Origin of the sequence: Kitasatospora sp. NPDC056800 (assembly GCF_042789775.1) — a bacterium.
Classification (GTDB): domain Bacteria; phylum Actinomycetota; class Actinomycetes; order Streptomycetales; family Streptomycetaceae; genus Kitasatospora.
In genome coordinates this window covers 1-26,477 of the sequence record NZ_JBHUAL010000090.1, presented here as the reverse complement: position 1 = coordinate 26,477, position 26,477 = coordinate 1, and the positions used below count along the sequence as shown (strand labels likewise).

The 26,477-nt window shown below is 75.2% G+C and carries 22 protein-coding genes; 12 read left to right on the top strand and 10 right to left on the bottom strand.

Annotated elements, in window-relative coordinates:
• Nucleotides 1-25 precede the first annotated feature (25 nt).
• From ACFRQN_RS20695 to ACFRQN_RS20680, 4 genes are read left to right on the top strand one after another with little or no spacing between them, the layout of a single operon-like run.
• Complete coding sequence (locus tag ACFRQN_RS20695) at nt 26-1,006, top strand: amino acid ABC transporter permease (protein WP_259316988.1); 981 nt, start codon at nt 26-28, stop codon at nt 1,004-1,006.
• A complete protein-coding gene (locus ACFRQN_RS20690) occupies nt 1,003-1,803 on the top strand; it encodes an amino acid ABC transporter ATP-binding protein (RefSeq protein WP_380741473.1) in 801 nt (266 codons plus the stop codon). Before ACFRQN_RS20695 ends, ACFRQN_RS20690 begins: the two co-directional genes overlap by 4 nt.
• Before the next feature lie 29 nt (nt 1,804-1,832).
• Nucleotides 1,833-3,461, top strand: a complete 1,629-nt coding sequence (locus tag ACFRQN_RS20685; RefSeq protein ID WP_375875715.1) for an amidohydrolase family protein — start codon at nt 1,833-1,835, stop codon at nt 3,459-3,461.
• A complete protein-coding gene (locus ACFRQN_RS20680) occupies nt 3,458-4,297 on the top strand; it encodes a serine hydrolase (protein ID WP_380741472.1) in 840 nt (279 codons plus the stop codon). Before ACFRQN_RS20685 ends, ACFRQN_RS20680 begins: the two co-directional genes overlap by 4 nt.
• 67 nt (nt 4,298-4,364) lie before the next feature.
• Here the strand turns inward: ACFRQN_RS20680 and ACFRQN_RS20675 are convergent, their stop codons facing one another.
• Entirely contained in the window at nt 4,365-5,288 is a 924-nt protein-coding gene (locus tag ACFRQN_RS20675) for a LysR family transcriptional regulator (RefSeq protein ID WP_049660390.1), read from the bottom strand.
• Between the two features lie 9 nt (nt 5,289-5,297).
• A complete protein-coding gene (gene lysA, locus ACFRQN_RS20670) occupies nt 5,298-6,677 on the bottom strand; it encodes a diaminopimelate decarboxylase (protein WP_380741477.1) in 1,380 nt (459 codons plus the stop codon).
• A 182-nt stretch (nt 6,678-6,859) separates the two neighbouring features.
• Here lysA and ACFRQN_RS20665 point away from each other — a divergent pair, with 182 nt between their 5' ends.
• Both ACFRQN_RS20665 and ACFRQN_RS20660 read left to right on the top strand, forming a co-directional pair.
• Entirely contained in the window at nt 6,860-7,528 is a 669-nt protein-coding gene (locus tag ACFRQN_RS20665; protein ID WP_380741471.1) for a GntR family transcriptional regulator, read from the top strand.
• A gap of 105 nt (nt 7,529-7,633) precedes the next feature.
• The gene (locus tag ACFRQN_RS20660) at nt 7,634-8,884 is read left to right on the top strand and encodes an MFS transporter (RefSeq protein WP_380741470.1); all 1,251 of its coding nucleotides are present in this window, start codon (nt 7,634-7,636) and stop codon (nt 8,882-8,884) included.
• Nucleotides 8,885-8,935: 51 nt separating this feature from the next.
• Here the strand turns inward: ACFRQN_RS20660 and ACFRQN_RS20655 are convergent, their stop codons facing one another.
• Nucleotides 8,936-11,002, bottom strand: a complete 2,067-nt coding sequence (locus ACFRQN_RS20655; protein ID WP_074005747.1) for an MDR family MFS transporter — start codon at nt 11,000-11,002, stop codon at nt 8,936-8,938.
• A 275-nt stretch (nt 11,003-11,277) separates the two neighbouring features.
• Here ACFRQN_RS20655 and ACFRQN_RS20650 point away from each other — a divergent pair, with 275 nt between their 5' ends.
• The gene (locus ACFRQN_RS20650; RefSeq protein WP_053112161.1) at nt 11,278-12,753 is read left to right on the top strand and encodes an MFS transporter; all 1,476 of its coding nucleotides are present in this window, start codon (nt 11,278-11,280) and stop codon (nt 12,751-12,753) included.
• An 81-nt stretch (nt 12,754-12,834) separates the two neighbouring features.
• On the opposite strand, the gene ACFRQN_RS20645 is transcribed toward ACFRQN_RS20650, so the two are convergent.
• Together ACFRQN_RS20645 and ACFRQN_RS20640 are read right to left on the bottom strand one after the other, a co-directional pair.
• Complete coding sequence (locus ACFRQN_RS20645) at nt 12,835-13,731, bottom strand: ABC transporter permease subunit (RefSeq protein ID WP_380741469.1); 897 nt, start codon at nt 13,729-13,731, stop codon at nt 12,835-12,837.
• Entirely contained in the window at nt 13,728-14,651 is a 924-nt protein-coding gene (locus ACFRQN_RS20640) for an ATP-binding cassette domain-containing protein (protein WP_380741468.1), read from the bottom strand. Before ACFRQN_RS20640 ends, ACFRQN_RS20645 begins: the two co-directional genes overlap by 4 nt.
• A 126-nt stretch (nt 14,652-14,777) precedes the next feature.
• Between ACFRQN_RS20640 and ACFRQN_RS20635 the strand changes: the two genes are divergently transcribed.
• Together ACFRQN_RS20635 and ACFRQN_RS20630 are read left to right on the top strand one after the other, a co-directional pair.
• Nucleotides 14,778-16,013, top strand: coding sequence for a sensor histidine kinase (locus tag ACFRQN_RS20635; protein WP_380741467.1), 1,236 nt, complete (start codon nt 14,778-14,780; stop codon nt 16,011-16,013).
• Between the two features lie 50 nt (nt 16,014-16,063).
• Complete coding sequence (locus ACFRQN_RS20630; protein ID WP_049658752.1) at nt 16,064-16,723, top strand: response regulator transcription factor; 660 nt, start codon at nt 16,064-16,066, stop codon at nt 16,721-16,723.
• A gap of 22 nt (nt 16,724-16,745) precedes the next feature.
• On the opposite strand, the gene ACFRQN_RS20625 is transcribed toward ACFRQN_RS20630, so the two are convergent.
• Both ACFRQN_RS20625 and ACFRQN_RS20620 read right to left on the bottom strand, forming a co-directional pair.
• Nucleotides 16,746-17,585 (bottom strand): SAM-dependent methyltransferase, encoded by an 840-nt coding sequence (locus ACFRQN_RS20625; RefSeq protein ID WP_074005743.1) that lies wholly within the window; start codon nt 17,583-17,585, stop codon nt 16,746-16,748.
• A gap of 99 nt (nt 17,586-17,684) precedes the next feature.
• On the bottom strand, nt 17,685-18,434 hold the full coding sequence (locus ACFRQN_RS20620; RefSeq protein ID WP_380741466.1) for a hypothetical protein: 750 nt from the start codon (nt 18,432-18,434) through the stop codon (nt 17,685-17,687).
• Between the two features lie 445 nt (nt 18,435-18,879).
• Here ACFRQN_RS20620 and ACFRQN_RS20615 point away from each other — a divergent pair, with 445 nt between their 5' ends.
• The gene (locus ACFRQN_RS20615; protein ID WP_380741465.1) at nt 18,880-21,678 is read left to right on the top strand and encodes a hypothetical protein; all 2,799 of its coding nucleotides are present in this window, start codon (nt 18,880-18,882) and stop codon (nt 21,676-21,678) included.
• Between the two features lie 94 nt (nt 21,679-21,772).
• Here the strand turns inward: ACFRQN_RS20615 and ACFRQN_RS20610 are convergent, their stop codons facing one another.
• The 3 genes from ACFRQN_RS20610 to ACFRQN_RS20600 all read right to left on the bottom strand — a co-directional run bounded on the left by ACFRQN_RS20610 (nt 21,773) and on the right by ACFRQN_RS20600 (nt 25,056).
• Nucleotides 21,773-22,798 (bottom strand): DUF1648 domain-containing protein, encoded by a 1,026-nt coding sequence (locus ACFRQN_RS20610; RefSeq protein ID WP_380741464.1) that lies wholly within the window; start codon nt 22,796-22,798, stop codon nt 21,773-21,775.
• On the bottom strand, nt 22,795-23,142 hold the full coding sequence (locus tag ACFRQN_RS20605; RefSeq protein ID WP_074005740.1) for a GntR family transcriptional regulator: 348 nt from the start codon (nt 23,140-23,142) through the stop codon (nt 22,795-22,797). The genes ACFRQN_RS20610 and ACFRQN_RS20605 overlap by 4 nt, the downstream gene beginning before the upstream one ends.
• Before the next feature lie 123 nt (nt 23,143-23,265).
• Entirely contained in the window at nt 23,266-25,056 is a 1,791-nt protein-coding gene (locus ACFRQN_RS20600; RefSeq protein ID WP_380741463.1) for an oleate hydratase, read from the bottom strand.
• A 282-nt stretch (nt 25,057-25,338) separates the two neighbouring features.
• Here ACFRQN_RS20600 and ACFRQN_RS20595 point away from each other — a divergent pair, with 282 nt between their 5' ends.
• Together ACFRQN_RS20595 and ACFRQN_RS20590 are read left to right on the top strand one after the other, a co-directional pair.
• The gene (locus ACFRQN_RS20595; RefSeq protein WP_380741462.1) at nt 25,339-25,893 is read left to right on the top strand and encodes a universal stress protein; all 555 of its coding nucleotides are present in this window, start codon (nt 25,339-25,341) and stop codon (nt 25,891-25,893) included.
• A 6-nt stretch (nt 25,894-25,899) separates the two neighbouring features.
• The gene (locus ACFRQN_RS20590; RefSeq protein ID WP_143204713.1) at nt 25,900-26,316 is read left to right on the top strand and encodes a hypothetical protein; all 417 of its coding nucleotides are present in this window, start codon (nt 25,900-25,902) and stop codon (nt 26,314-26,316) included.
• Nucleotides 26,317-26,477 lie beyond the last annotated feature (161 nt).

Here is a 26,477-nt window from a genome sequence, read left to right as displayed (position 1 = left end):
CGGCACCGACGAGATGAGCACCGACATGAGAGACCCCGCGATGCCCGCACCGGCCGGCCGAGTCCCGACCGCCGAGGCCGCGGCCGACGACGACCTGGCCTTCGAGGTCACCGGCCGGCCCCGCCCGGCGCGCTGGTTCGCCGTGCTGGCGGCGGCCTTCGTCGCCGTCTGGCTGGCCTGGACGATCATCGTCAACCCCAACCTGCACTGGGACATCGTCGCCCGGTACCAGTTCGACGGCGTGATCCTGGAAGGGCTCTGGGTGACGGTCCAACTCACCCTGATCTCCCAGGTGGTGGGCATCGTCATCGGCGTGGTGGTCGCGGTGATGCAGCTGTCCGACAGCCCGGTGCTGCGGACCACCGCCGGGGCGTACACCTGGTTCTTCCGCGGCACCCCGCTGCTGGTCCAGCTGATCTTCTGGTTCAACCTGGCGCTGCTCTTCCCGGAGATCAGCATCGGCATCCCGTTCGACGGGCCCAAGCTGGTCAGCTGGCAGTCCAACACCCTGATCACCGGCTTCGTGGCGGCGCTGCTCGGCCTGTCGATCAACGAGGGCGCCTACATGTCCGAGATCGTCCGGGCCGGCATCCAGAGCGTCGACCCCGGGCAGCGCGAGGCCGGCGCCTCGCTCGGCATGTCCAACCGGCAGATCCTCACCCGGGTGGTGCTGCCGCAGGCGATGCGGGTGATCATCCCGCCGTTCGGCAACCAGTTCATCTCGATGCTGAAGACCACCTCGCTGGTCTCCGTCATCGCCGGCGCCGACCTGATGACCGTCTCCCAGCACCTCTACCTCGCCAACTTCGAGGTGATAGCGCTGCTGATCGTCGCGTCCCTCTGGTACCTGGTGCTCACCACCATCGCGAGCGTCGCCCAGCACGCGGTGGAGCGGAAGTTCAACCCGGCCGGCGCTCCGCCGGCCCTGCACCGCCGGGTGCTGGCCAACCTGCGGCCGGGGCGCGGCGCAGCACAGAAGCGCGTGAAGAAGGGGGAGGGCAAGTGACGGGTACGGATCCGGCGAAGCCGACCGCCGAGGTGGTCCTGTCGGCCCGGAAGGTGCGCAAGCACTTCGGGGACCTGGAGGTGCTGCGCGGCATCGACCTGGAGGTCCGGGCGGGGGAGGTGCTCTGCGTGATCGGCCCCTCCGGATCCGGCAAGTCCACCCTGCTGCGCTGCTTCAACCACCTGGAGAAGATCGACGCCGGGCGGATCGAGGTGGACGGCGAGCTGGTCGGCTACGAGCCGCACGGCGCCTCCGGCAGCAGGCTGCGCGAGCGCCGGCCGCGCGACATCCGCCACCAGCGCGAGCGGATCGGCATGGTCTTCCAGCGCTTCCACCTCTTCCCGCACCGCACCGCGCTGCAGAACGTGATGGAGGGCCCGATCGCGGTCAAGGGGCGCCCGCGCCAGGAGGCCGAGCGCCGGGCCCGCGAGCTGCTCGCCCGGGTCGGCCTGGCCGACCGGGCCGACCACTACCCGGCCCAGCTCTCCGGCGGCCAGCAGCAGCGGGTGGCGATCGCCCGGGCGCTGGCCATGGAACCGACCCTGATGCTCTTCGACGAGCCCACCTCCGCGCTCGACCCGGAGCTGGTCGGCGAGGTGCTCGGCGTGATGCGCGACCTCGCCCGCAGCGGCATGACGATGATCGTCGTCACCCACGAGATGGGCTTCGCCCGCGAGGTCGCCGACCGGGTCGTCTTCATGGACGAGGGCGCCGTCGTGGAGGCCGGCAGCCCGGCCGAGGTGTTCACCGCCCCGCGGCACGACCGCACCCGGGCCTTCCTCTCGACGGTGCTCTGATGGGAGCGACAGGACTGATGGGAGCGGACGTGACCACGACCCCGGTCGACCTGCTGCTGCGCGGCGGCACCCTGGTGGACGGCACCGGGGCGCCCGGCCGCGCGGCCGACCTCGCCGTCGCGGGGGGCCGGGTCACCGTCCTGCCGCCGGGCACCGCGGTGGCCGCGGCCGAGACGCTGGACGTCACCGGACGGGTCGTCACCCCCGGCTTCATCGACGTCCACACCCACTCGGACGCGCTCGCCGCCCCCTTCGGCGGCGGCACCCACACCGACGGCGACGCCCTGGACGAACTGCGGCTCGCCCCGCTGCTCCAGGGCGTCACCACCGAGATCAGCGGCAACTGCGGGATCAGCCTGTTCCCCGCCCTGCCCGAGCGGCTGCCCGAACTGGCCGGGCACCTGCGGGTCTCCTTCGGCCTCGGGCCGGTGCTGCCCGCCGAGGACTTCGACGCCTTCGCGGCCGGCCAGCGGCCCGAACTGCGCCGCAACCACATCGCCTCGCTGGTCGGCCACGGCACGCTGCGCGCCGGGGTGATGGGTTTCGAGGACCGCCCGCCCACCCCCGAGGAGCTGGCCGCCATGTGCGACCTGCTCGACCGGGCGCTGGCCCAGGGCGCGGCCGGCCTCTCCACCGGCCTGATCTACCCGCCCGGCGTCTACGCGGACACCGAGGAGATCGTGGCCCTGGCCAAGGTCGCCGCGCGGCACGGCAAGCCGTACGTGACCCACCTGCGCGACGAGATGTCCCAGGTGGAGAAGGCCCTGGAGGAGGCGCTGGAGATCGCGGTGCGCTCCGGCGCGGCGCTCCAGGTCTCCCACCACAAGACCGCCGGGCGGCACGCCTGGGGCGCCACCCTGCGTACCCTGCCGCGCCTGGAACAGGCCCGCGCCGACGGCGTGGACGTGCTCTGCGACGTCTACCCGTACACCGCCGGCAGCACCGTGCTGCACGCGATGCTGCCGCCGTGGACCAGCGAGGGCGGGCCGGCCGCCCTGCTGGAGCGGCTGCGCAGCAAGGAGGTGCGGGACCGGATCCGGGCGGACATCGCGAACGGCGTCGAGGGCTGGGAGAACACCGTCGGCAACGGCGGCTGGGACCTGATCTCGGTCGCCGCCGCGCCCGCCCGCCGTACCGCCGAGGGCCGCCGGATCGCCGACCTGGCCGCCGAGCGCGGCGCCGACCCGGTCGACTACGTGAGCGACCTGCTGCTGGAGGCGCAGGGCGAGGTGACCATCATCAGCCACTCGATGCGCGAGGACGACGTCCGCCGGGTGCTGGCCAGCCCGCTGTCCATGATCGGCTCGGACGGCGTGCCCAAACCCGGCCGCCCGCACCCCCGTTGGGCGGGCAGCTTCGCCCGGGTGCTCGGCCACTACGGGCGCGAGCAGGGCCTGCTGCCGCTGGAGCTCGCGGTGCACAAGATGACCGGCCTGCCCGCCGGGCGGTTCCGGCTGGCCGGGCGCGGGGTGGTCCGGGACGGCGCCGTCGCCGACCTGGTGGTGCTGGACCCGGCGGCCGTCCTGGACGGCGCGACCTTCGAGCGGCCGCTGCTGGCGCCGGCGGGCGTGGAGACCGTCGTGGTGGCCGGCCGGGTCGCGGTGCGCGGCGGCCGGCCGACCGCGAGCCGGGCCGGAGAGGTGGTGCGGGTCCGATGAGCCTCGCCCAGGTGGCCGCCGCCGCGCGCAGCTCGGCGGCGCTCCCGCTGACCCTCGCGGTGGCCGCCGTCGACGTGGACGGCGGCGAAGCGGTCGGGGTGGACGACACCGTCGTGCTGCCCGTCGCCAGCGCCTCCAAGCTGCTCCTGCTCGCCGAGGTCGCCCGGCGGTTGGACAACGGGGAACTGGCGGCCGGGCAGCCGGCCGCGATCCTCCCCGAGGACGTCACCGGCGGCACCGGCCTGCTCGGCCGGCTCAGCCGCCCCGGCTGGACGGTGGAGGACCTGGCCTGGCTGACCGCCGCGGTCAGCGACAACACCGCCACCAACGCCTTGTTGCGGCTGGTCGGCCTGCCGGCCACCGCACGGCTGGCCCACGACCTCGGGCTGGAACGGCTCACCCTGCACGACCGAGTGCGCGACGAGCGCGGGCCGGACCTCCCGCCGGTCTTCGCCACCGGCACCGCCCGCGACCTGGCCCGCCTGGTGGCCCTCGCGGTCCGGGGCACCATGGCCACCCCGGGGGCCTCGGCCCGGCTGCTCGGCTGGATGCGCGCCAACACCGACCACGGGCTGGTGCCCGCGCTGATCGACCACGACCCGTACGCCCCCGGCTTCCCCGAACCGCTGCCCGGCCGCCTGCTGGTGGCCAACAAGACCGGTACGGACACCGGGGTGCGGGCCGACGCGGGCGTCATCGTGGGCGCCCGGCGGGTGGCCTACGCGGTCGTCGCGCACTGGGACGTGGCGCTCGGGCCCAGCACCGAGCGGGCCGCCGTGCACGCCATCCGGGACGTCGGCGGCGCCCTCGCGGCCTGGGCCCAGCGGCCGGCCTGACGGGCTCCGGGCCGGGGAGGTCAGGGCCGGGCATGGTCCGGGCCGGGGGACGCCCGGGCCGGGGAGGTCAGGCCCAGCGCATGTCGAGCAGCGACCTGATCTCCCCGGCCGCCGCGCCGAGTTCGGCGAGGAAGGACCGCAGCACCGGGTTGCGGTTGGTGGTCCGGGTGGCCACGCCGATCCGGCGGTGCAGCTGCGGGTGGTCCAGCCGGCAGACGTGCACCCCGGCGCTGTCGGCCAGACCGAGCGCCGGGATCAGCGCGACGCCCATGCCGGCCCGCGCGAGGTTGATGGTCACCTGGTAGTGGTCGCTGCGGCAGCGCACCCGGGGGCGGAACCCCTCGGCCGCGCAGGCGCGTTCGAGCACCGGCTCGCCGGTGCTGCCGCCGTGGGTGCCGATCCAGCTCTCGCCCTCCAGCTCGGCCAGCCGCACCAGCGAGCGCCGCCCGAGCCGGTGCCGCAGCGGCACCACGACCAGCTGCGGCTCCTCGAAGTACATCCGCACGTCCACCGCCGCCTGGCGGCACCACGGGTCCAGCGGGTGCTCGAAGACGACGGCCGCGTCCAGCCGGCCGGCCTCCAGGTCCGGGACCAGCTCGTGCGGCTGGCCCATGATCAGCTCCAGCTCCACCTGCGGGTTCGCGGCGGAGAACGCGGCCAGCGCCCGGGGCAGCAGGTCCAGCCCGGCGGAGGCGAAGAAGCCGATCCGCAGCACCCCGGCCGCGCCCTCGGCGTGCGCCCGCAGGTCGTCCTGGGCGACGGCCATCAGATCGGCGATCGCCTGGGCGTGCTCGGCCAGCCGGACACCCGCGGGCGTCAGGCGCAGGGACTGCGGAGCCCGTTCCACCAGCGCGACACCCAGCTCCTGCTCCAGGCGGGCGAGCTGGTGCGAGATGGCGGACGGGCTCAGGTGCAGGGCCTGCGCCGCGGCCACGATGGTGCCCCGGCGGGCGATCTCCAGGAGGACGTGCAGTCGGGCGCTGTTCAGCATCGGCCCAGGTTAGACGGCATGCGACCGCTGCGCAGCCACCGGTTCCCCGAGGCCGTCGCCGGCGGCCACGTCCAGCCGGAGCAGGTCGTGCTCGGTCTCCCGGCGCACCACCAGGCGGGCCTCGCCGTTGCGGACGAAGACCACGGCGGGCCGCGGCAGCTTGTTGTAGTTGGACGCCATGGCGTAGCCGTAGGCGCCGGTCACCGGGGTGGCCAGCAGGTCGCCGACCCGCAGGTCGGCGGGGAGCGCGGCGTCGTCGATGATCATGTCGCCGCTCTCGCAGTGCTTGCCGACCAGCCGGGCGTGCCCCGGCCGGGGCGCTTCGGGGCAGCGCGGCAGGAAGGCCTCGTAGCGGGCGCCGTACAGCGCCGGGCGCAGGTTGTCGCTCATCCCGCCGTCCACGCTGACGTAGGTGCGCACGCCCTCGATCCGCTTGACGGTGCCGACCCGGTACAGCGTCAGCCCGGCCCGGGCGGCGATCGAGCGGCCGGGCTCGACGCCCACCTCGCCGCTCCAGCCCGCGCCGCGCACCGCCGCGCGGACCCGCTCGGCCCAGACCGCGAAGGAGGGGGCGCTCTGCCCGCTCAGGTAGGCCACGCCCAGGCCGCCGCCGACGGTCAGCCGGCGCAGTCCGTGCTCCACCGCGAACCGGGCCACCGCGGCGGCGCCGTCGGCCAGCTCGGCCGGGTCCAGCACCTGGGAGCCGACGTGGGCGTGGACGCCCTCCAGCCGTACGGCGGCGGAGCCCCGGGCGCGGCGCACCGCGGCCGCGGCGGCGCCGTCGGCCAGGCCGAAGCCGAACTTGGAGTCGTGGCCGCCGGTCTGGATGGCCTGGTGGGCGCCGGCCGCGACCCCGGGCGCCACTCGCAGCTGGACCCGGGCCGGGGGCAGGCCCTCCTCGCGGTGCAGCCGCTCGATCCGGTCCAGCTCGTCGAAGCTGTCCACCACGATGTGGCGCAGGCCGACGGTCAGCGCGGTGCGCAGCTCGGCCTCGTCCTTGTTGTTGCCGTGCAGCACGATCCGGTCCGGGTCGACCCCGGCGTACAGCGCGGTGCGCAGCTCGCCGCCGGAGGCGACGTCCAGCAGCAGGCCCTCCTCGGTGGCGAGGCGGGCCATCGCGGTGCACAGGAAGGCCTTGGAGGCGTAGGCGACGTTGCCCCGGCCGAAGGCGGCCACCGCCTCCCGGCAGCGCCGGCGCAGGTGCTCCTCGTCGTAGACGAACAGCGGCGTGCCGTACCGGCGGGCCGCCTCGTCCAGGAGCACGCCGCCGACGGCCAGGCCCTCGGGGCGGAACTCGGCGGTGAGCGGCAGCAGGCCCGGGTCGACGGGCGGCAGGCCCGGGTCGACGGGCGGCAGGGCCGGGTCGAGGGGCGGCAGGGCTGGGGACACAGGGGACAAGGCTTCCTCCCGGCAGGCTGGTTGGCCCCGCCCATCCTCGGCCCTGCGGGAGGGGGTGAGAAAGCGCATTCTTCCGGCCCTGAGCAGTACCGAAACCGATGCTCCGGCCCGGTTCACGGCTCTGGCCGGACTGTTGCATCTAAGCTTGCATCTATGGTGCTACGGTGTGGTCCATGGCCGACACCCTGCCCCCCGCCCGCGTCCCGGCCGCGGACCGCGCGTACGACCTGACCAAGGACCTCATCCTCGGCGGCGGCCTCCCCGGCGGCACGCTGATCAGCGAGGGCGAGATCGCCGAGCGCGCCTCGCTCAGCCGCACCCCGGTCCGGGAGGCCTTCCTGCGGCTGCAGGCCGAGGGCCTGCTCCAGCTCTTCCCCAAGCGCGGAGCCGTCGTGGTGCCGGTCGGCCCCGGTGAGGCCGAGGACGTGCTGGAACTGCGCGAGGCGCTGGAGAGCACCGCCGTCCGCCGGATCACCCGCCGCCCCGACGGCCTCGACGCGCTCGTCCGGCAGCTGTCCGAGCTGATCGACCAGCAGCGCGAACCCGCCCGCCGGGCCGACCTCGGCGCCTTCGCCGACGCCGACGAGGCCTTCCACCGGGGCATCGTGACGGCCTCCGGCAACGAACTCGCCGAACGGTTCTACGGGGCGCTGCGCGACCGCCAGCGCCGGATGGCCGTCCAGCTGCTCCAGGTGCAGCCGGAGGGGCAGCGGCAGCGGCTGGCCTCGCTGGTCGAGGAGCACACCGTGCTCGTCGAACGGATCGCCGCCCGCGACGCCGAGGGCTTCACCGCCGCCCTACGCGCCCACCTGGACGCCCACCGCGCCGTCACCGACCGCTGACCTTCCCCCATCGCGCGCCGACGCGTTCGCGCACCGACGGGCGTTTCGCGCGCACAGCCCCGACGGACCGCCGGGACCTCCCATCCGACAAGGAGCAGCACCACCATGAGCACCACCCGGCCACCGTCCGCCGGTCCCGTCGCACCCTCCGGCCGGGGGCGGCCGTGGCTGCTCGCCGCCCTGGCCATGTTCTGCTGCGGGTGGGGCGGCAACCAGTTCACCCCGCTGCTGCTGATGTACCGCCACCTCGGCGGCTACTCGGAGGTCACCGTGGACGCCTTCCTGGGGGCGTACGTCCTCGGGCTGGTCCCCGGACTGCTGGTCGGCGGCGCCGCCTCGGACCGCTACGGGCGCCGCCCGCTGATGATCGGCGCGGTGGCCGCCTCGCTCGCCGCCAGCGGGGTGCTGTGCGGCGGCGTGACCGGTGAAGTCCCCATCTACGCCGGGCGGTTCCTCACCGGCATAGCCGTCGGCATCGCGATGGCCGTCGGCACCAGCTGGGTCAAGGAGCTCTCCCAGGCCCCGCACGACCCGGCCGCCGACCAGGGGGCCGGCGCCCGCCGCGCCTCCCTCGCCCTGACCCTCGGCTTCGGCCTCGGCGCCGGGGTGGCCGGCGTGCTCGCCCAGTGGGGCCCCTGGCCGATGGTCACCCCGTACCTCGCCCACCTGCTGGTCACCCTGCCCGCGCTGTTCCTGCTCCCGAAGGCCGTCGAGACCCGGGCGCGGGCGACCGCCGCCGTCCGCGGCCTCTGGGCCGACCTCAAGGTCCCGGCGGCCGGGCACCGGCGCTTCGTCCGGGTGGTCCTGCCGATGGCCCCCTGGGTGTTCGGCTCGGCCGGCGTCGCGTACGCGGTGACCCCGCAGCTGGTCGGCGACCGGCTCGGCCACTGGTCGCTGGCCTACGCGACCCTGCTGACCGTCCTCACCCTCGGCACCGGCGCCCTCGTCCAGCCCTTCGCCAAGCGCCTGGACTCGCTCTCCTCGGCGCGCGGCGTCATCGTCTCCATGGTGCTGATGGCCTGCGGCATGGCCGTCTGCGCCGCCGACGCGGCGCTGCGCTCCCCGCTGCTCGGCCTGGCCGGCGCGGTCCTCCTCGGCGCCGCCTACGGCATCGGGGTGGTCTCCGGCCTGCTGGAGATCCAGCGCATCGTCACCCCCGACGACCTGGCCGGCATCACCGGCGTCTACTACGCGCTCTGCTACTCCGGCTTCCTGCTCCCCGCCGTGCTCGCGGCGCTCTCCTCGCTGGCCTCCTACACCGTGATGCTCAGCGTGGTGACGGCCCTCGCCCTCGCCAGCCTCGCCGTGATCACCCTCTCCTCCCGCCGCACCGCCCCCGCCGAGGCCTCCCGCTGACCCCACCACCGCCGCCGCCCCCGCCCATCCCCGGGCGGGGGCGGCGTGCTGTCAGACCTTGGCGTCGTCCTTGGGGCGGGCGTGGGCGGGGAGGCCGTTGGCGAGGTCCTCGACCAGGAGGCGCCAGGCGATGGTGTCGGCGGCGGCCCTGAGCCGGGGGCTGCGGGGGCGGCCGGCGTCGGCGTCGAGGCGGGCGTTGAGCCAGTCGGACCAGGCGCCCGCGAGGGTGCGGACCTCGTGGGTGCCGGCCTCGGTGGGGGAGAGGCGGTCGCCGTCTCGGCGGAGGTAGCCCTCGGCGGCCATCCGGTCGAAGACCGGTTCCAGGACCTCGGGCGGTACCCGTTTGCGGGCGGCGATGAGGTCGAGCGAGGCGTGGCCGACGGCCTTCTTGTGGCCGGCCACCTCCATCAGCGCCCAGGCCCCGGCGAGGTCCACCCGGGTGTCGGCGCCGGAGACGATGGTGCGGACGGTGTCGAGGTCGACCCCGCGGACGATCTTGCAGACCGAGTACTCCAGGTGCGGGTCGGAGTCGGCGGTGGTCGGCTGGGCGAAGCCCTCGCCCATGTCGGTGGAGCCCGCCCGGGCGGTGTCGCGCAGCTGTACCTGCTTGAGGAAGAGCGCCACCACGAAGCCGACCACGGCCACCGGGATGGTCCACAGGTACACGGTGTGCAGGGCGTCGGAGTAGGCCTGGACGATCGGCGCGGCCTGGTCGGCCGGCAGGCGGTGCAGGCCCTGCGGGCTCTCTGCCGCGTGGGCGAGCACGGCCGGGTCGGCGCCGGTGAGCCGGGCGGCGGTGCCGATCCCGTGGGCGAGTTCGGTCTTCAGACTGTTGGCGTAGATGGTGCCGAACACGGCGGTGCCGAAGGAGCTGCCGATGGTGCGGAAGAAGGTCACCCCGGAGGTGGCGGTGCCGAGGTCGGCGTAGTCGACGGTGTTCTGCACGGCGATGGTGAGGACCTGCATGCTCAGCCCGATGCCGGCGCCGAGCACGAACATGTAGAGCGAGGCCAGCGCGGTGCCGGTGCCGGGTTCCAGCCGGGAGAGCAGGTAGAGGCCGACGGCCATCACCGCGGTGCCGACGATCGGGAACAGCCGGTACTTCCCGGTCTTGCTGACGGCGTTGCCGCTGCCGACCGAGGCGATCAGCAGACCGATCACCATCGGCAGCGTCCGGACGCCGGAGACGGTCGCCGAGTCGCCGTCCACGTACTGGAGGAAGGTCGGCAGGAAGGTCAGCGCGCCGAGCATGGCGAAGCCGACGATGAAGCTGAGCACCGAGCAGACCGTGAACACCGGGTTGCGGAACAGCCGCATCGGCAGCATGGGTTCGACGGCCCGGGTCTCCACCCAGCAGAACAGGCCGAGCGCCAGCGCGCCGCCGACGAACAGGCCGATGATCACCCCGGAGCCCCAGGGGTACTCGTTGCCGCCCCAACTGGTCGCCAGGATCAGCGCGCCGGCGCCGACCGCGACCAGCACGATGCCCAGGTAGTCGACGACCGGGCGGGTCGCCGAGCGGACCGAGGGGATGGTCCGGGCGGCCGCGGCGACCACCACGACCGCGATCGGCACGTTGACGTAGAACGCCCAGCGCCAGGACAGGTGGTCGGTGAACAGCCCGCCCAGCAGCGGCCCGATCACCGTGGCCACGCCGAACACCGCGCCGATCGCGCCCTGGTACTTGCCGCGCTCGCGCAGCGGGATGACGTCCGCGATCAGGGCCATGGCGGTGACCATCAGGCCGCCCGCGCCGAGGCCCTGGACGGCCCGCCAGGCGATCAGCAGGGTCATGTTGGTGGACAGCCCGCACAGGAACGAGCCGCCGACGAAGACGATCGCCGAGATCTGGAACAGCAGCTTGCGCCCGTACAGGTCGCCGAACTTGCCGGCCAGGACGGTGGCCACCGTCTCGGCCAGCAGATAGGACGTCACCACCCAGGACATGTGCGCGGCCCCGCCGAGGTCCGAGACGATGGTGGGCAGGGCGGTGCCGACGATGGTCTGGTCGAGGGCGGCCAGCAGCATGCCGAGCACGATGGTGGCGAAGACGACGTTCCGCTGCCGGACGTCCAGCACCGGAGGGGCGGAGGGCGGGGTCTCGGTGGCGACGGTCATGCCGTCAGCCTCCGGGGTGCGGGCGGCGGCCGCGATCCGGTTCGGCCGTCCGGGTGAGGCCGGGTGACGGCGGCCCGGGCGGCCTTCCCGGTCGAGGCCCGGTCGAGGCCCGGCCGGTGACCCGGTGGCGGTCCCGGTGGCGGCCCCGGACGGGCCGGGCGACGATGAGCCGGACGAAGCCGAGCGAATTCGAACGAATCTGATTCGAAGCCGGTCGAAGCCGACCGACGTTCGTCCGGGTGCCACGACGCCCCGGCCCCCGGGAAGGGGCTCCCATGAACGCCGACCCCCCGCGCAGCACCGCGCACCCGGCTCAGCCCGGCGCCACCGCCGTGGGCGGCCGGGCCGCCGCCCGTCGCTGGCGGGCGCTCGCGGTCTGCCTGGTCGCCGGCTTCATGACCCTGCTGGACGTCAGCATCGTCAACGTCGCGCTGCCGACCGTACGGGCCGGGCTGCACATGTCCGACAGCGGCCTGCAGTGGGTGCTCAGCGGCTACGCGCTGGCCTTCGGCCTGGTGCTGGTGCCCTCCGGGCGGCTCGGCGACGCGCGCAGCCGGCGGGCCGTCTTCCTCGCCGGGCTCGCCCTGTTCACCGTGGCCAGCGCGCTCGCCGGGGCGGCGCAGAGCCAGGAGTGGCTGGTGCTGGCCCGGCTGTTCCAGGGCGCGGCCGGCGGGGTGCTGGTGCCGCAGGTGTCCGGCTTCATCCAGGTGCTGTTCCAGGGCCCCGAGCGCGGCCGGGCCTTCGGCGCGCTGGGCGCGACGATCGGGCTGTCCACCGCCGTCGGGCCGCTGCTCGGCGGGCTGCTGATCCACGTGGTCGGCCCGCAGGACGGCTGGCGCTGGGTGTTCCTGGTCAACCTGCCGATCGGCGTGGCCGCGCTGCCCGTCGCCTACCGGCTGCTCCCCGCGCCCCCGCCCGCCGGCGACCGGGCCGGGCACCGGGACTTCGACCCGGTCGGCGTGCTGCTGCTCGGCGCCGGGACGGTCTCGCTGCTGCTGCCGTTCGTCCAGGCGCAGCAGTGGCACGGCCCGACCCGCTGGCTGCTGCTGCCGCTGGCGGCGGTGCTGCTCGCCGCCTTCGTCGGCTGGGAGCTGCACTACGGGCGGCGGCGCGAACCGCTGGTGAGCATGGCGCTGTTTGCGGTGCGGCCGTACGCGGCGGGGGTGCTGCTGTCGCTGGTGTACTTCGCCGGGTTCACCGCGATCTTCTTCATCTTCACGCTCTACCTCCAGGCGGGCCTGCACTACTCGGCGCTGACGGCGGGCCTGGCGATCACGCCGTTCGCGGTCGGCTCGGGGGTGTCCGCGGCGGTGGGCGGGCGCCTGGTGAGCCGGCTGGGGCGGCGGCTGGTGGTGGCCGGACTGGTGCTGGTGCTGGCCGGGCTGCTGGCCTCGGCGCTCGCGGTGCAGCTGTGGTCGGGGCCCCGGGTGGGCTGGACGACGGCGCTGCCGCTGCTGGTCGCCGGGGTGGGCAGCGGACTGGTGATCGCCCCGAACCAGACGCTGACCCTCCAGCAGGTGCCGGTGGCCCGGGCGGGCAGCGCGGGCGGGGTGCTGCAGACCGCGCAGCGGGTCGGCTCGGCGGTGGGCATCGCCGTCGTCGGCTCGGTGTTCTTCGCCCATGCCGCGGGGCCCCGCCCGGACTGGTCGCTGGCGTTCCAGCTGGGCGTGACGGTCGCGGCCGGGCTGGTGCTGGCGGCGCTGCTGGTGGCGGTCGCCGACCTGGCTTCGGGCCGGGGCGGCCGGCCGTAGGAGCGCACCGGGCGGCCGTAGCGCGCCGGCAGGGCGGCCCGGCGCGCGGATCGGCCGTCAGCGGTCCCGGCGGTGGTCCCGTCAGTGGTCCCGGCGGTGGACGGCGGCCGCCGCGACGGCGACCGACGCCAGCGCCCACACCGCGTAGGTGGTCCAGGCCCCCGTGACGGTGGCCGGGTACTCGGACGGCCGCAGGCCCGTCAGGGTGGTCCGGGCCAGGCGCTGCCAGGCGGACAGCGGCAGGGCGTGCAGCAGGTCGGCGCTCCACCGGTAGCGCTCGGTGACCAGCGAGGGGATGAAGAACAGCACCACGACGGTGCCCACCACGGCCCCCGCGCTGTGCCGGATCAGCGCGCCGAGGCCGAGTCCGACCAGGGCGCAGACCGGGCCGAACAGCACCGCCGCCGCGACGTACCGCAGCGCGGCCGGGTCCGTGACGGACTGCCCGATGCCGGTCCCGGACAGGACCGCCTGGCTGATGCCGAAGGAGGCGCCGACGGCGAGCACGCCGTAGCCGGACAGCACGGCGGCCAGCACGCAGGCCTTGGCGGCGAGCACCGCCCGGCGGTCGGGCACGGCGGCCAGGGTGGTGCGGATCAGCCCGGTCGCGTACTCGCCCGTGATGACGAGCGCGCCGAGGCCGCCCGCGACCAGCATCAGGATGTCGGCGGAGGCGGCGCCGAAGGCGTTGTTCAGCGCCACCTGCGCCATCATCACCGGGTCGTCCTCGCCCGGCGTGTAGTGGTCGCGGGTGTACAGCGCGGACTTGAGGCCGGCGGCGACGATCGCCAGGGCGCTGAGGCCGAGCACCCAGGGGACGGAGCGCAGCGACCAGAACTTGATCCACTCGGCGGCCAGCAGGTCGCCGAACCGGGCGCGCGGCTCGGCGGCGCGGGCGCCAGTGCGGGGGTCGGTGCGGGTGTCGGTGCTGGTGTCCGCGGGAACGGTGCCCAGCGGGGTGTTCGAGGAGGTGTTCAACGGGGCTCTCCGGCGGGGTACTCGACGCTGTCGGCGGTCAGGTCCATGAACGCCTCCTCCAGGGAGGCGCCCCTGGGGGTCAGGGCGTGCAGCAACAGGCGGTGCTCCAGGGCGAGTTCGCCGATCCGGGTGGCGTCCACGCCGGTCGCCGCGAGGGCGCCGTCCGGGCCGGGCCGCACGGCGGCGCCGGCCGCCGTCAACACGGCCGCCAGCCGGTCGGGTTCGGCGGCCCGGACGGTGACGGTGCCCCGGCCGGCCCGGGCGGCGAACGCGGACAGGCTCTCGTCCGCGATCAGCCGGCCGCGTCCGACCACCACCAGGTGGTCGGCGGTGTGCTCCATCTCGGCCATCATGTGGCTGGAGACGAAGACGGTGCGCCCCTCGGCGGCGAGCCGGCGGAACAGCCCGCGCACCCAGAGCACGCCCTCCGGGTCCAGCCCGTTGAGCGGTTCGTCGAAGAGCAGCACCGGCGGGTCGCCGAGCAGCGCGCCGGCGATGCCGAGCCGCTGCCTCATGCCCAGCGAGTAGCCGCCGATCCGGCGCCCGCCCGCCTCGGCGAGCCCGACCTCGTGCAGCACCTGCTCGACCCGGGCGGCCGGGATCGCGTTGGTGCGGGCGAGCGCCCGCAGGTGGGCCCGGCCGGTCCGCCCGCCGTGGGCGTCGCCCGCGTCGAGCAGCGCGCCGGCGTGCCGCAGGCCGCGCGGCCTGCCGCGGAAGGGGCGGCCGTCGACGGTGACGGCGCCGGAGGTGGGGGCGCTCAGGCCGAGGACCAGCCGCAGGGTGGTGGACTTGCCGGCGCCGTTGGGGCCGAGGAAGCCGGTGACCCGGCCGGGCCGGACGGTGAAGGAGAGACGGTCGACGGCGGTGCGGACGCGGTGGCCGCGGCCGTAGCGCTTCGTCAGCTCGGTGACTTCGATCATGGGCTCCACGGTGCCCGTCCGGCCCGTACGGCAGCATCGGACCGGCGTCGACAGTGCCGGTCACCCCCGGCCGTACAACCACGGCTGGATGACGGCCTCGCCGGACCGTCGTTACGATCTTGGACCATGTCATCGACGCCCTCCCCGCCGCTGCTCCGGCGCGTCCCGCCCGAGGTCTGGGTCGGCCTCGCCTGGTGCGTGGCCGCCGGCTACCCCGCCGTCCGGCTCGGCGGCGACGCCTCGCAGCACCCCGGCGCCGCCGCGCACGGCGGCTGGGCGTTCACCCTGGCCGACACGGTGGTGGCCTTCGCGGGCGCGGCGCTGGTGCGACGGCTGCCAGTGCTCTCCGTCGTCCTGCTGCTGATCGCCGCGTTCACCGAGACCGACGGGTGGGCCGGCGGCGCCCAGGTGCCGCCCGGCGCGCTGCTCGCCGTGGACGTCGCGCTCTGCCTGATCACCGCGACCCGGCCGCGCCGCACCTCGCGGGCCGCCTTCACGCTGGTGATGGCCCTCCTGGTGGCGCACATCGGCATGGTGCACGGCAACACGGTGGGCATCTTCACCGGCACCCACATCGGCTCGGCCGACGGCGCCGCGCTGTTCGCGCTGGTCGCCTGGCTGGTCGGCCGCTCGGGGCGGCAGAACCGGGAGCACGCGGCGGCGCTCGGCGCCCGGGCGGCCGAGGAGGCGGTCACCGCCGAACGGCTGCGGATCGCCCGCGAGATGCACGACACCGTCGCGCACAGCCTCGGCATCGTCGCCCTCCAGGCGGGCGCCGCCCGCCGGGTGATCGACCGTCGGCCGGAGCGGGCCAAGCAGGCGCTGGGCGAGATCGAGGCGGCCGGGCGGGACACCCTGGCGGCGCTGCGCCGGATGCTGGTCGCGCTGCGGGAGGCCGACGGCGAGGCCTCGGCCCCGGTGCCGCAGGGCCTGGCCGACCTCGACCGGCTGGCCGGGGCGACCACCGCGGCGGGGGTGCGGGTGGAGCTGCGGCGGCGCGGTGAACCGGGGCCGCTGCCGCCGGAGGTGGACCTCGCGGCCTTCCGGATCGTCCAGGAGTCGGTCACCAATGTGGTGCGGCACGCGGACACCGACGCCTGTGTGGTGGCGGTGGACCACCGGACGGCGGGGGAGCTGTCCGTCGAGGTCACCGACCGGGGCCGGGGCCTGGGTCCGGTCCGGGGGGCCGGCGGCGGGTTCGGGCTGGCCGGGCTGCGGGAGCGGGTCGCCCTGCTGCGCGGCGAGTTCGAGGCCGGGCCGCTGCCCGGGGGCGGCTTCCGGGTGGCCGCCCGGCTGCCGGTGCCGGTGGCGGTGTCGGTACCGGGCTCGTCGGGCTTGTCGGCCGGGGAGGTGGGCGCGTGATCCGGGTCCTGCTGGTCGACGACCAGCCGCTGGTGCGCGCCGCGCTGGAGATGGTGATCGCGGAGACGGCGGACGTCGAGGTGGTCGGCGAGGCCGGCACCGGGGCGGAGGCCGTCCGGCTGGCCGCCGAACTGCGGCCGGACGTCGTGGTGATGGACATCCGGATGCCCGGCATGGACGGCATCGAGGCGACCAGGTTGGTGACCGCCGACGGCGGGCCGACCAGGGTGGTGGTGCTCACCACCTTCGACGAGGACGAGCACGTGTACGCGGCGCTGCACGCCGGGGCGTCCGGCTTCCTGGTCAAGGACATGGCGCTGGACGACATCCTCGGCGCGGTGCGGGTGGTCGCCGCCGGGGACGCGCTGATCGCGCCGGGCGTCACCCGGCGGCTGATCGGGGCGTTCGTCGGGGGCCGCCCGTCGCGGTCGGGGACCGGCGGGCCCGGGCCGGGTGCCCGGGGTGTCACCGCTGCTGCCGCCGCCGTCGCAGCCGAGCGGCGGCTGGCGGCGATCACCGGGCGCGAGCGCGAGATCCTGACCCTGGTCGGCCGGGGCCTGTCCAACACCGAGATCGCCGCCGAACTGGTGCTCAGCATCGCGACCGTCAAGACCTACATGACCCGGCTGCTGGCCAAGCTCGACGCCCGGGACCGGGTGCAGCTGGTCATCCTGGCCTACGAGGCGGGCCTGGTCTCGGTGTCCGGCTGACCGGGCCCGCCGCAGAAACGATTCAGCGCTTGATCGCCACGCCCGCGTACATCGCGATGTCCTGGTCGCGGACGGGCGCGGCACCGGCGTCCGGCCGCCAGTGGTGCACCAGCGTGACGCCCGGGTCGAGCAGCTCGTAGCCGTCGAAGAAGGCCTCCGTCTCGGCCTTGTCGCGGATCTGGAGCGGGATGCCGCGCGCGTTGTACTCACGGCCGACGCCGCCCACGCCCACCGGGTCGGTGTCCCCGGTGAAGACCGTCAGGGCGAGGAAGCTGCCGGGGGCCAGGGCGTCCATGAAGCGGCGCACGATGCCCTGCGGGTCGTCCTCGTCCAGCACGAAGTGGACGATCGCGATCAGCGACAGCGCCACCGGCTGCGAGAAGTCGAGCACCTCGCGCAGCCGGGGGTTGCCGATGATCGACTCCGGGTCGCGGAAGTCGGCCTCCACGTAACAGGTGCGGCCCTCGGGCGTGCTGTCCATCAGGGCCCGCGCGTGGGTCAGCACGATCGGGTCGTTGTCCACGTAGGCGACCCGGGCCTCGGGGTCGACCGCCTGGGCGACCTCGTGCACGTTCGGCGAGGTCGGGATGCCGGTGCCGATGTCGAGGAACTGCCGTACGCCGTACTGCTCGGCGAGTCTGCGCACCGAGCGCTGCATGAACTCGCGGGTGGTGCGCATCGAGGTCGGCAGCGCCGGCCAGGCCCGCACCGAGGCGTGCGCCGCGACCCGGTCCGCCTCGAAGTTGGTCTTTCCGCCGATGAGGTAGTCGTAGACCCGGGCGGAGTGCGGAACGTCCATCCGCAGGTCCACCGACGGGTAGTCCTCGCGCGGACCGTGCTCTGCCCGGACCTCGTTCGCCATGTTCGTTCTCCCGCCGCTGGGCATCCGTCACCAACCGCCCTGGTGGCGGTTCATGGTGCGCATGGTAACGGTCGCCCGCCGCACGGGAATGACAGGGTCTCAGGCGTGCGCCTCCGGGTGCTTCGGGTCGAGCGCGTCGGCGCCCGGCTGACGGGGGACCACGGCGCTGTCGGCGTCGCGCCGCCCGTGCGCCGCGAGTTCGAGGGCGGCGCCCGTCCAGGCGAGGCCGAAGGCCCAGGTGGCCAGCCACTCGCCCAGGTACAGCGGCCGCACCGGCCAGTCGGAGCCGACGCCCGTCACCCCGGCCAGCAGCGAGAGCGCCAGGGCGGCCAGGATCACCACCCCGGCCACCAGGTACGCCGTGCCCACCCGGGCCGGCTGGGCGGAGCGGGGGTTGCGGAAGGAGTAGAGGCAGAAGACCGCCAGCATGACGAACAGCAGGCCGGCGAAGACCAGGTGGAACACCCCGACGGTGCGGTCGAGGCCGGACCCGCCCCCGGTGTACGTCGGGCAGAGCGCGACCCCGAGCGCGAAGAACCCGGCCGCCGTGCTCCAGCGGTCGTCCCGGCGGTCGAAGCGGTAGCAGATCAGGAACACCCCGAGGGCGCACAGCGCGCCGACGAAGACGTTCCGGGTGTCGGTGTAGTACGCGCCGCTCATCGAGTTCGGCCAGAAGCCGTCGGTGCCGCGCCCCGTCAGCTCGGCGGCCAGCCAGTTGCCGAACGGCAGGGCCATCGGCAGCAGGATGCCGATCAGGCCGACGCCGAGGCGCAGGATCGCGATGGTCCGAACGTCCTGGGTGCTCCGCCGGACAGCGGGGGAGTTCTGCGTGCGCACGTCGTGAGTCACGGACGCCTCCTTGCCTTTCGCACGGGCGCGTGGGCCCGCTCGTCCTCCGGCCGCGCGGGACGGGGTGGGGCGGCGTCGGACGGGCGCCGCCACACACCTGAGCGACCGTCAACTGGTGTACCCGCATTGGCGTTCGAAGCACCACCGATTTGAGCGGTTTAGACCCCCGATGACCGTCCGGAGCGCCCTGGACGACCATCCACTACGGACCCGGAGGGCCCGACGGTTCAACTCCCGCGCGGAGAGCGGGACAACGGCCCCCACCAGCCCCAACCGTGCCTGGACGAGCCGGGATCGATCTGTACCATTCCCTTCCGATCGGTGATCGGATCTGACAGCATCGTCCGGCGACCGGTCGCCGGTGATCCGTGCGCGGTGCGCGCACGACGCGTCCACCCGCGGCCCCTCCGGCGGCCGCCGTCCTGCTGCGCCTCGTGGAGGAGACGTGACCGCCAAGGCCGGCACCCCCGGGGCCGCCCACCGCCCGGCGCACTGGGTCCGCACCCGGCTGCGCGCCGACCCGGGCACCGCCCTGTTGACGGCGGCCCTCGCGTTCGTCACTGTCCTGCTGTCCGTGGCCGTCCCCCGCGTCACCGACCGGGGCGCGGACGCGGCGCTGCGGGACTACGTGCACCGGCAGGGCATCCACGCGACCAGCCTGCACTTCTCCTCCAAGGCCCGGCCGAGCGACACCGCCGCCGACCTCGACGCCGTCGACCGGCAGCTCGTCGAACGGGTCGGCGGGAAGCTCGCGCTGTCCCCGGCGGGCCTGGCGCACGGCTCCGTCACCGATTCCGTCCCGATGTTCAACCCGGGCTACCGCCGGGTGAGCGACAGCGCCCCGCCCAGGCTCTCCCTGGCCCACCTGGCCGGCCTCGCCGACCGGGTCACCCTGACCGAGGGCAGCCGCCCGGGCCCCGCCACCGCCGGAGCCCCGCTGCCGGTGATGGTCAGCCGGACGGCCGCCGAACTGGTCGGCATCAAGGTCGGTGACGTCGTCGACAGCGGCAGCACCGGCCCCGACAGCCGGCGGACCGCCGTGGTGACCGGCCTGTTCCGGGTCAACGACCCGCTGGACCCGTTCTGGACCGGCCTCGGCTGCCCGGACCGCCCCTGCCTGAACATCGACCTGGAGCACGGCAACTGGCTGGGGGCCACCGGCTTCGTCGACGGCGACAGCCTGGCCGGGCTGACCGGCTGGGGCACGTCCGTCCAGAACTTCTGGCGGGTGGCCGTGGACCCCGCCCCGCTGCGCGCCGACCGGCTGGAGCGGACCCGCGCCGACGTCCTGCCCCTCGTGTCCGGGCCGGGCGTCGCGGCCCTGGCCGACGCGACCGGGCGCGCCGACCTGCGGTCCGTCTCGACGCTGCCCGTCATCCTCGACCGGGCGGCCGAGCGCTACCGGGCCGCGATGGCGCTGAGCGCGATCGGGCCGGCCGGCGTCGCGGGCGTCGCCGTGGTGGTGCTGTGCCTGGCCGCCGCGCTCGGCATCGACCGCCGCGCCGCCGAACTCGGGCTGCTCCGGGCCCGCGGCGGCTCGCGCGGCGGGGTGCTGCTACGGCTGCTCGGCGAGGGCGCGGTGACCGTGCTGCCCGCCGCCGCGCTCGGGGCGGTGCTCGCCCTGGTGCTGCTGCCCACCCCGCGCTGGGGCCTCGCGGTGGCGGCCGGCCTCGGCACGACCCTGCTCGCGCTGCTCGCCCTCCCGGCCCGCGCCGCCCTGCTGTGGGACCGCCCCCGGCCGACCGGCCGCGGGCGCCGGGTGGTCGGCGAACTCGCGCTGCTGGCCGTCACCGCCGTGGCGGTGGCCGAGGTCCGCCGGCGCGGCGTCGGCCACTCCGGCCGGGGCGTGGACCCGCTGCTGGTGGCCGCCCCGCTGCTGCTCGCCGTCGCCGGCGGGCTGCTGCTGGCGCGGATCGAGCCGGTGGCGACCGGCCGGCTGGCCGCGCTCGTCGGCCGCGGCCGGGGCCTGATCGGCTTCCTTGGCCTCGCCCGGGCCGCCCGGGACGGCTCCGGGCGCCGCCGGCCCTCCGCGCTGCCGCTGCTCGCCCTGCTGATCGCCGTCACCGCGACCGGCTTCGGCGCCACCCTGCTCGCCTCCGTGGACCACGGCAGGCTGCACGCCGGACGGGTCGCGACCGGCGGCGACATCGCCGTCTCCGTCCCGGACTACGCGACCCTGCCGGACCCGTTCCTCAAGGCCGTGGGCGGACTCCCGGGGGCCAGGAGCGCGACCGCGGTCCGGGTGGACCAGCGCGCGCGGTTCGTCGGCGCCGGCCCCAACGACTACACCAAGGTGACCCTGGTGGTCGCCGAGCCGACCGCGTACGCCGCGATCGCCCGCACCCTCGGGGCCGGCGCGTTCGACCCGGCGAAGCTCGCCGGCACCCCCGGCGGCCCGGACACCCCGGTACCCGCGCTGTTCAGCCGCGACCTGGCCGCGCGGCTGGCCGCCGGCGCGCCGACGCTGCACCTGTCCACCGCGAGCGAACTGCGCACCACCGTCGCCGGGATCGTCACCGCGACCCCGGCACTGCCGGAGCCGGAGCAGCCGTTCGTCGTGGTGCCCAGCGGCCCCGCCGTGGAGCGCCTGCCGGAACTCGGCCGGTGGACCGGGTGGCTGGCCGTCGGCGACGGCCTCGACCCCGGGCGGATCAGGTCGCTCCTCCTGGAGCGGGGCCTGGTCGAGCCGACCGGCCTCGACAAGCTGATCGCGGACGAGGCCGCTGCGGCCGGCCGGGGCAGCCACGGACTGCCGCCCGCCTACCGGGTCGGCAGCAGCCGCGAGTACGCCGCACAGCTCGCCGACGACCCGTTGCAGCAGGCCGCCGGACGGCTGTTCTGGTACGCGGCCCCGGCCAGCGCCGGATTCGCCGTCCTCGCGGTCCTGTTGACGCTGCTGCGGGCCGCGCCCGACCGTACGGCGGTGCTCGCCCGGCTGCGCACCATGGGCCTTCGGCCACGGCAGGGGCTGGCGCTGATCATCGCCGAGGCGCTGCCGCGGACCCTGGCGGCCTCCGCCGGCGGCGCCGGGGTCGCGGTGCTGGCGGCCGTCCTGCTGGGGCCGGCCTTCGACCTCTCGACCCTGGTCGGGGCCGGGACGGGCGGCTCCCTCGATCCCGCGCCGCTGCCGGTGCTGCTGCCCACCGCGGGCCTGACGCTGGTGGCCTGCCTCGGGGTGGTGCTGGAGACGCTGGTCGCCGGACGGCGGCAGATCGCCACCGAACTGCGCGCGGGGGAGTCCTGAGGGGAGCGGGGGTGAGTGCGGCGAGGGGAGTCGGAACGGCGAGGCGGCCCGGTCGTGGTGACCGGACCGCCGGGTACCCCGCTGCCGAAACGATTCAGCCGGTGGGCTGCCGGGTGCGGGCGATCAGCGCGTTGAGCAGTGCGGCCCCGCGCTCGGCGTCGTCGACGCTGACCGCGAAGTCCGTGCCCCGACGGGTGCGGACCACCAGGCAGACGCCCGGGCGCACCATCACGGTGGTGCCGAGCCCGTTGATCCGGTAGCCCCAGCCGCCCGACTGCGCGGCGGTGCGCCGCTCGGCGCGGGCGGAGTCGAGCTCGGCGGGGGACCAGCGGCGGGCGGGCCACCCGAACGGGCCGAAGCCGACGGTCAGGCCGCGGGCGGTCACCCGGGTCCGTACCGAGGAGCAGCCGAGGAGCGCGAGGGCGCCGACGGCGAGCGGCAGCACCAGCACCCAGTCCAGGTCGACGACCCCGCTCGCGGTGAGCAGCACCCCCGCCACCGAGAGCAGTCCGAGCACCGCGGCGGACAGCTGCAGCCACGGGTTGGCGGCCTGGGAGAGCCAGACAACCTGCTCGCCCGGCGGCACCTCCAGCGCCGGTGCCCCGGCCGCGGGGTGCTGCTCCGGACGGCCGCCGTAGCGCCGGCCCGCCAGCACCGCCAGCAGCCCGGCGAGGCCGGTGGCCAGCAGGATCAGGACCACCTCGATGCCCATCGGGGCGGCGTCCTGCCAGCGGGCGCGGTCCAGGTTGGCGTGCACGATGGAGGCCTGCGCCCCCGTCAGCAGCACCCCGCCGGCCGCCAGCATCGCCGACGCGGCCCCGGGCGTCCGGCCGGCCCAGTACCGCCGCAGGACCACCGAGATCAGCACCAGGACGGCCCAGAACGCGGCCGGGAAGACCGTGGCCGCCGTCAGCGACATCGAGCCGTCCGGTTCCCGCCCGCCCCAGTGGGTGGCCAGTGGGTCCGGCAGCCGGTGGCGCGCCACCAGCGGCAGGGCGACCAGCAGCGCCAGCACCCCGACCGACCAGGCCGCCGCGGCCCAGACGGCGCCACCGGCCGCCGGTGGCCGCGCGGCGGCCGGCTCCGTGGTCGGTTCCGTGGTGTTCCCCGAGTCCGTCACGACATCCCCCTGATCATGTCCACGAGATCGTTCCTGCTGTAGCCGGCCCGGGCCGCGTCCTCGACCAACTGCCGTACCCGGTCCACCAGTTCGGAGCGGGTGTCGGCGCCGGTCGCGATCGTGATGCCGCGGCCCCGGCGGAACTCCAGCACCCCCTCGTCGCGCAGCGTGCGCAGCCCGCGCAGGACGGTGTTGGTGTTCACCCCCAGGGCCCGGGAGAGCTCCCGGGCCGGGGGCAGCTTGTCCCCGGGGGCGCACTCGCCCTCGGCGACGGCTCGTCTGATCGCGCCGGCGACCTGTTCGTGCAGTGGTCGGGTGTCCCCGATGTCCAGCTTCAGCAACATGGTGCTAGTGACGATAGCACCATTCACGTCTGGTGCCATGGCCCGGGACGGCGGAACGGGCAGCGGTGGGGGTGGGTCCCGGGACCCGCCCCCACCGCCGTCAGCGCCGACAGTGCGCTCCGGCTACCTCCGCTCGTCCTCGATCAGCCCGAACTCCTGCATCAGCTCGCCGATCTCGGTGGCCTCCAGCCGGCGCAGCAGCCGCTTGCGCAGGAACTCCGGCCCGGGCAGGTCGAGTTCGGCGCCGTCCCGGAGCCGGGTGGTGGCGGCGAGCAGCTTGCGCACGTCGTAGGTGGAGTTGAACACCTCGGGCACGCCGCGCTCGACGTCGAGCAGCCGGTAGACGGCCTCCATACCGGTGCGCACGGAGTACTCGGTGGTGAAGATGCAGTCCCGGGTGGTCTCCGCGAACTGGCCGATGAAGGCGAAGTTGACGGCGCCCTCCGGCACCACGTCCGGCCGGTCGCCCGCGTGCCGGGGCAGGAAGAAGGACGTCACGTACGGCATCATCACCGGCACGCAGCGGGCGGCGTTCGCGGCCAGGTCGGGGATCTCGCCGACCGGGACGCCCAGGTGGTACAGCCACTCCTGGGTGATCTCCTCACCCGTGCAGTCCTGCATCGGCTTCTTCACGAAGTCGCCGGGTCGGTCGACGAACAGCGAGTAGACCCAGACCACGATCCGGTCGGCGGGCTGCTGCTTGAAGTGCGGCTGGCGGTTGACCGTCCAGCTCAGCAGCCAGGAGGAGTCCCGGGCGGTGACGATGCCGCCGGTGACCACACCGCCGCCGAACGGGTCGCGCCGGGCGACCTTCTGGATGTAGCGCGGGATGCGCGGGTCCAGGGTGGTGACGGTCGCCGACTCCCACTTGCTCTCCGGGATGTTGCCGCAGAACACCTCGGGGCGGCCGAAGGCCGGGTCCTTGGCGGCGATCCGGCGCCACAGGTCCCAGGCCGGGGCCGGGCCCTCGTCCAGCCGGGCCGGGGTGTGCTGGTCGCCGTCGTCGGAGTTCTCGGTGAGCGAGCCGATGGTGGTGAACACCAGGTCGTCCGGGCCGAGGTCCACCCCGCCCTCCCGGCCGGCCTCCCGCCAGTGGATCCGGGTGGCCTGCTTGCGGCCGGGGGAGCCGTCGCTGCCGGGGGCGAGGTCGAAGTCGATGTCGGTGACCTCGACCTCGTAGCGGAACCGCACGCCCTGGTCCGTCAGCCAGCGGGTCAGCGGCAGGACCATCGACTCGTACTGGTTGTACTTGGTGAACTTCAGCGCGGACAGGTCCGGCAGGCCGCCGATGTGGTGGATGAAGCGGTGCAGGTAGAGCTTCATCTCCAGCGCCCCGTGCCACTCCTCGAAGGCGAACATGGTGCGCCAGTACAGCCAGAAGTTGCTGTCCAGGAAGTTCCGCGAGAAGACCTCGTCGATCCGCTTGCCCTCCAGCTCCTCCCGGGTCGCGAGGAAGACCCGGACCAGGTCCTTCTGCGCCTTGTCGTCGAGCGCGAACAGGCCGTCGGTGCGCGCGTCCTGGCCCCGCCGCTCGGTGACCCGCTGGAGCGAGAAGTTGGGATCGTCCTTGTTGAGCCAGTAGAACTCGTCGAGGACGGAGGCGCCCTCGACCTCCAGCGAGGGCACCGAGCGGAAGAGGTCCCACAGGCACTCCATGTGGTCCTCCAGCTCGCGCCCGCCGCGGACCACGAAGCCCTTCTCGGGCACCTCGATCCCGTCCAGCGCGCCGCCGGCCAGCTTCAGGCGCTCCAGGATTGTGATCCGCTCGCCGGGCACCTGGCCGTCCCGGACCAGGAACGCCGCCCCGGCCAGTGCGGCGAGCCCCGACCCGACGAACCAGGCCCGCTTGCGGTCGGCCCCCTCGGGCTTCCTCGGCCGGGCGAACGCCTCGTAGTTGCCGCTGCTGTAGTACAAGCCCGTGCTCCCTAGAACGTTCGACATCGAACCGCCCGGCGGGCATGCCGAATCCCGGCGGGCCGTCTCCATCCACCCATCCGGCGGTGATCTTCGCCCGCTGAGTAGGCCGAACGGGTGAGACGCGGGTGGTCCCGGCGGCGCGGGAACCCGGCGGGCCGCGTATGGAGCGCGTTGGGAACGCCCTCCGGGACGTCAGGAAGCCGTCAAGGAGCGCAGGTCAGCCCCGGCGCGGCGGTTGGCTGGGGGGCGACGGAGAACACGACCACACGAGGACGGAACATGCACGGCAACGGGCGGCACGAGGACGGCGCGGCACCCAGGGTGGTGGTCGGGGTCAGCGGCTCGCTGGGGAGCCTGGCCGCACTGCACCGCGGTGCCGCCGAGGCCCGCGACCGCGGCGCCGTCCTGGTGCCGGTGCTCGCCTGGGAGCCCCCCGGCGGCGAACACGGCTACCGGCGCTCGCCCTGCCCGCCGCTGCTCGCCGCCGTCCGGGAGGCCGCCGACCAGCGGCTGCGGGGCGCCCTCGACGCGGCCTTCGGCGGCGCCGACCCCGGCGTGCCGATGCGCCCGGTGCTGGTCCGCGGCGACACCGGCCCGGCCCTGCTGCACATCGCCGACCGGCCGGACGACCTGCTGGTCCTCGGCCACAGCGGCGGCCCGCTGCGCCGCCGGCTGCGGCGCGCGGTGCCCGCGTACTGCGCCCGGCGGGCCGGCTGCCCGGTGCTCACCGTCCCGGCCCCCGAGCTGCTGCACGACCTGGAGGCCCTGCACCGCCGCACCCGCTGGCACCTGCCGGTCGGGCCCGCGCCCGAACTCCTCGCGGCGGAGCGGTAGTCCGCGGTGCGGATGTACTCGGCCCGCCCCGGCGGCACCCGCTACCACCCCGTGCTGGAGCGGCTGTCGGCCGGCACCGCGGGCAGCGTGGCGCTGCTCGCGGGCGGCGGAGTGGCGCTGGTGCTCGGCGTCCTCGGCGAACTGCACTCGGGCCCGTTGCCGTACGTCGGCTACCTGGCGCTGTGCGCCCTGGTCGGCCGCCGCTCCCGGCCGGCGGCCGCGCCGCTGATCGGCCTGGCCGCCTGGCTCTGCCGCAACGCCTTCGCCGAGCACCACCACGGCGAACTCGGCTGGGCGGGACCGTGGGTGGAGGCCGGGCACTACGCGGTGTTCACCGCCGCCGCCCTGCTGGCCGCCCTGCCCGCCGCCCTCCCGCGCCGCTCGGTGCGGGTGGCCCTGCTGCGCCCGGACCGCCCGGTCTGAGGCGCGGCCCGTGAACGGTCCGCCCGTACGGACGGACCGCGCCGAGGAACCGGGGCTCCGGCCGGTATCCGGAGCCCCCCGGTGAACCGGTGGGGACAGGTGGCCGGGCGCGCGGAGCGGTCGACGGTTCGGACAGCGGGCCCGCCCGTACGGACGGGCCC

What these genes read in the sequence shown, in the direction of transcription:
- ACFRQN_RS20695 (WP_259316988.1), top strand. Translation starts at nt 26, where the DNA reads ATGAGAGACCCCGCGATGCCCGCACCGGCCGGCCGAGTCCCGACCGCC.
- ACFRQN_RS20680 (WP_380741472.1), top strand. Translation starts at nt 3,458, where the DNA reads ATGAGCCTCGCCCAGGTGGCCGCCGCCGCGCGCAGCTCGGCGGCGCTC.
- ACFRQN_RS20675 (WP_049660390.1), bottom strand. Translation starts at nt 5,288, where the DNA reads ATGCTGAACAGCGCCCGACTGCACGTCCTCCTGGAGATCGCCCGCCGG.
- ACFRQN_RS20665 (WP_380741471.1), top strand. Translation starts at nt 6,860, where the DNA reads ATGGCCGACACCCTGCCCCCCGCCCGCGTCCCGGCCGCGGACCGCGCG.
- ACFRQN_RS20660 (WP_380741470.1), top strand. Translation starts at nt 7,634, where the DNA reads ATGAGCACCACCCGGCCACCGTCCGCCGGTCCCGTCGCACCCTCCGGC.
- ACFRQN_RS20655 (WP_074005747.1), bottom strand. Translation starts at nt 11,002, where the DNA reads ATGACCGTCGCCACCGAGACCCCGCCCTCCGCCCCTCCGGTGCTGGAC.
- ACFRQN_RS20650 (WP_053112161.1), top strand. Translation starts at nt 11,278, where the DNA reads ATGAACGCCGACCCCCCGCGCAGCACCGCGCACCCGGCTCAGCCCGGC.
- ACFRQN_RS20640 (WP_380741468.1), bottom strand. Translation starts at nt 14,651, where the DNA reads ATGATCGAAGTCACCGAGCTGACGAAGCGCTACGGCCGCGGCCACCGC.
- ACFRQN_RS20635 (WP_380741467.1), top strand. Translation starts at nt 14,778, where the DNA reads ATGTCATCGACGCCCTCCCCGCCGCTGCTCCGGCGCGTCCCGCCCGAG.
- ACFRQN_RS20630 (WP_049658752.1), top strand. Translation starts at nt 16,064, where the DNA reads ATGGTGATCGCGGAGACGGCGGACGTCGAGGTGGTCGGCGAGGCCGGC.
- ACFRQN_RS20625 (WP_074005743.1), bottom strand. Translation starts at nt 17,585, where the DNA reads ATGGCGAACGAGGTCCGGGCAGAGCACGGTCCGCGCGAGGACTACCCG.
- ACFRQN_RS20605 (WP_074005740.1), bottom strand. Translation starts at nt 23,142, where the DNA reads ATGTTGCTGAAGCTGGACATCGGGGACACCCGACCACTGCACGAACAG.
- ACFRQN_RS20595 (WP_380741462.1), top strand. Translation starts at nt 25,339, where the DNA reads ATGCACGGCAACGGGCGGCACGAGGACGGCGCGGCACCCAGGGTGGTG.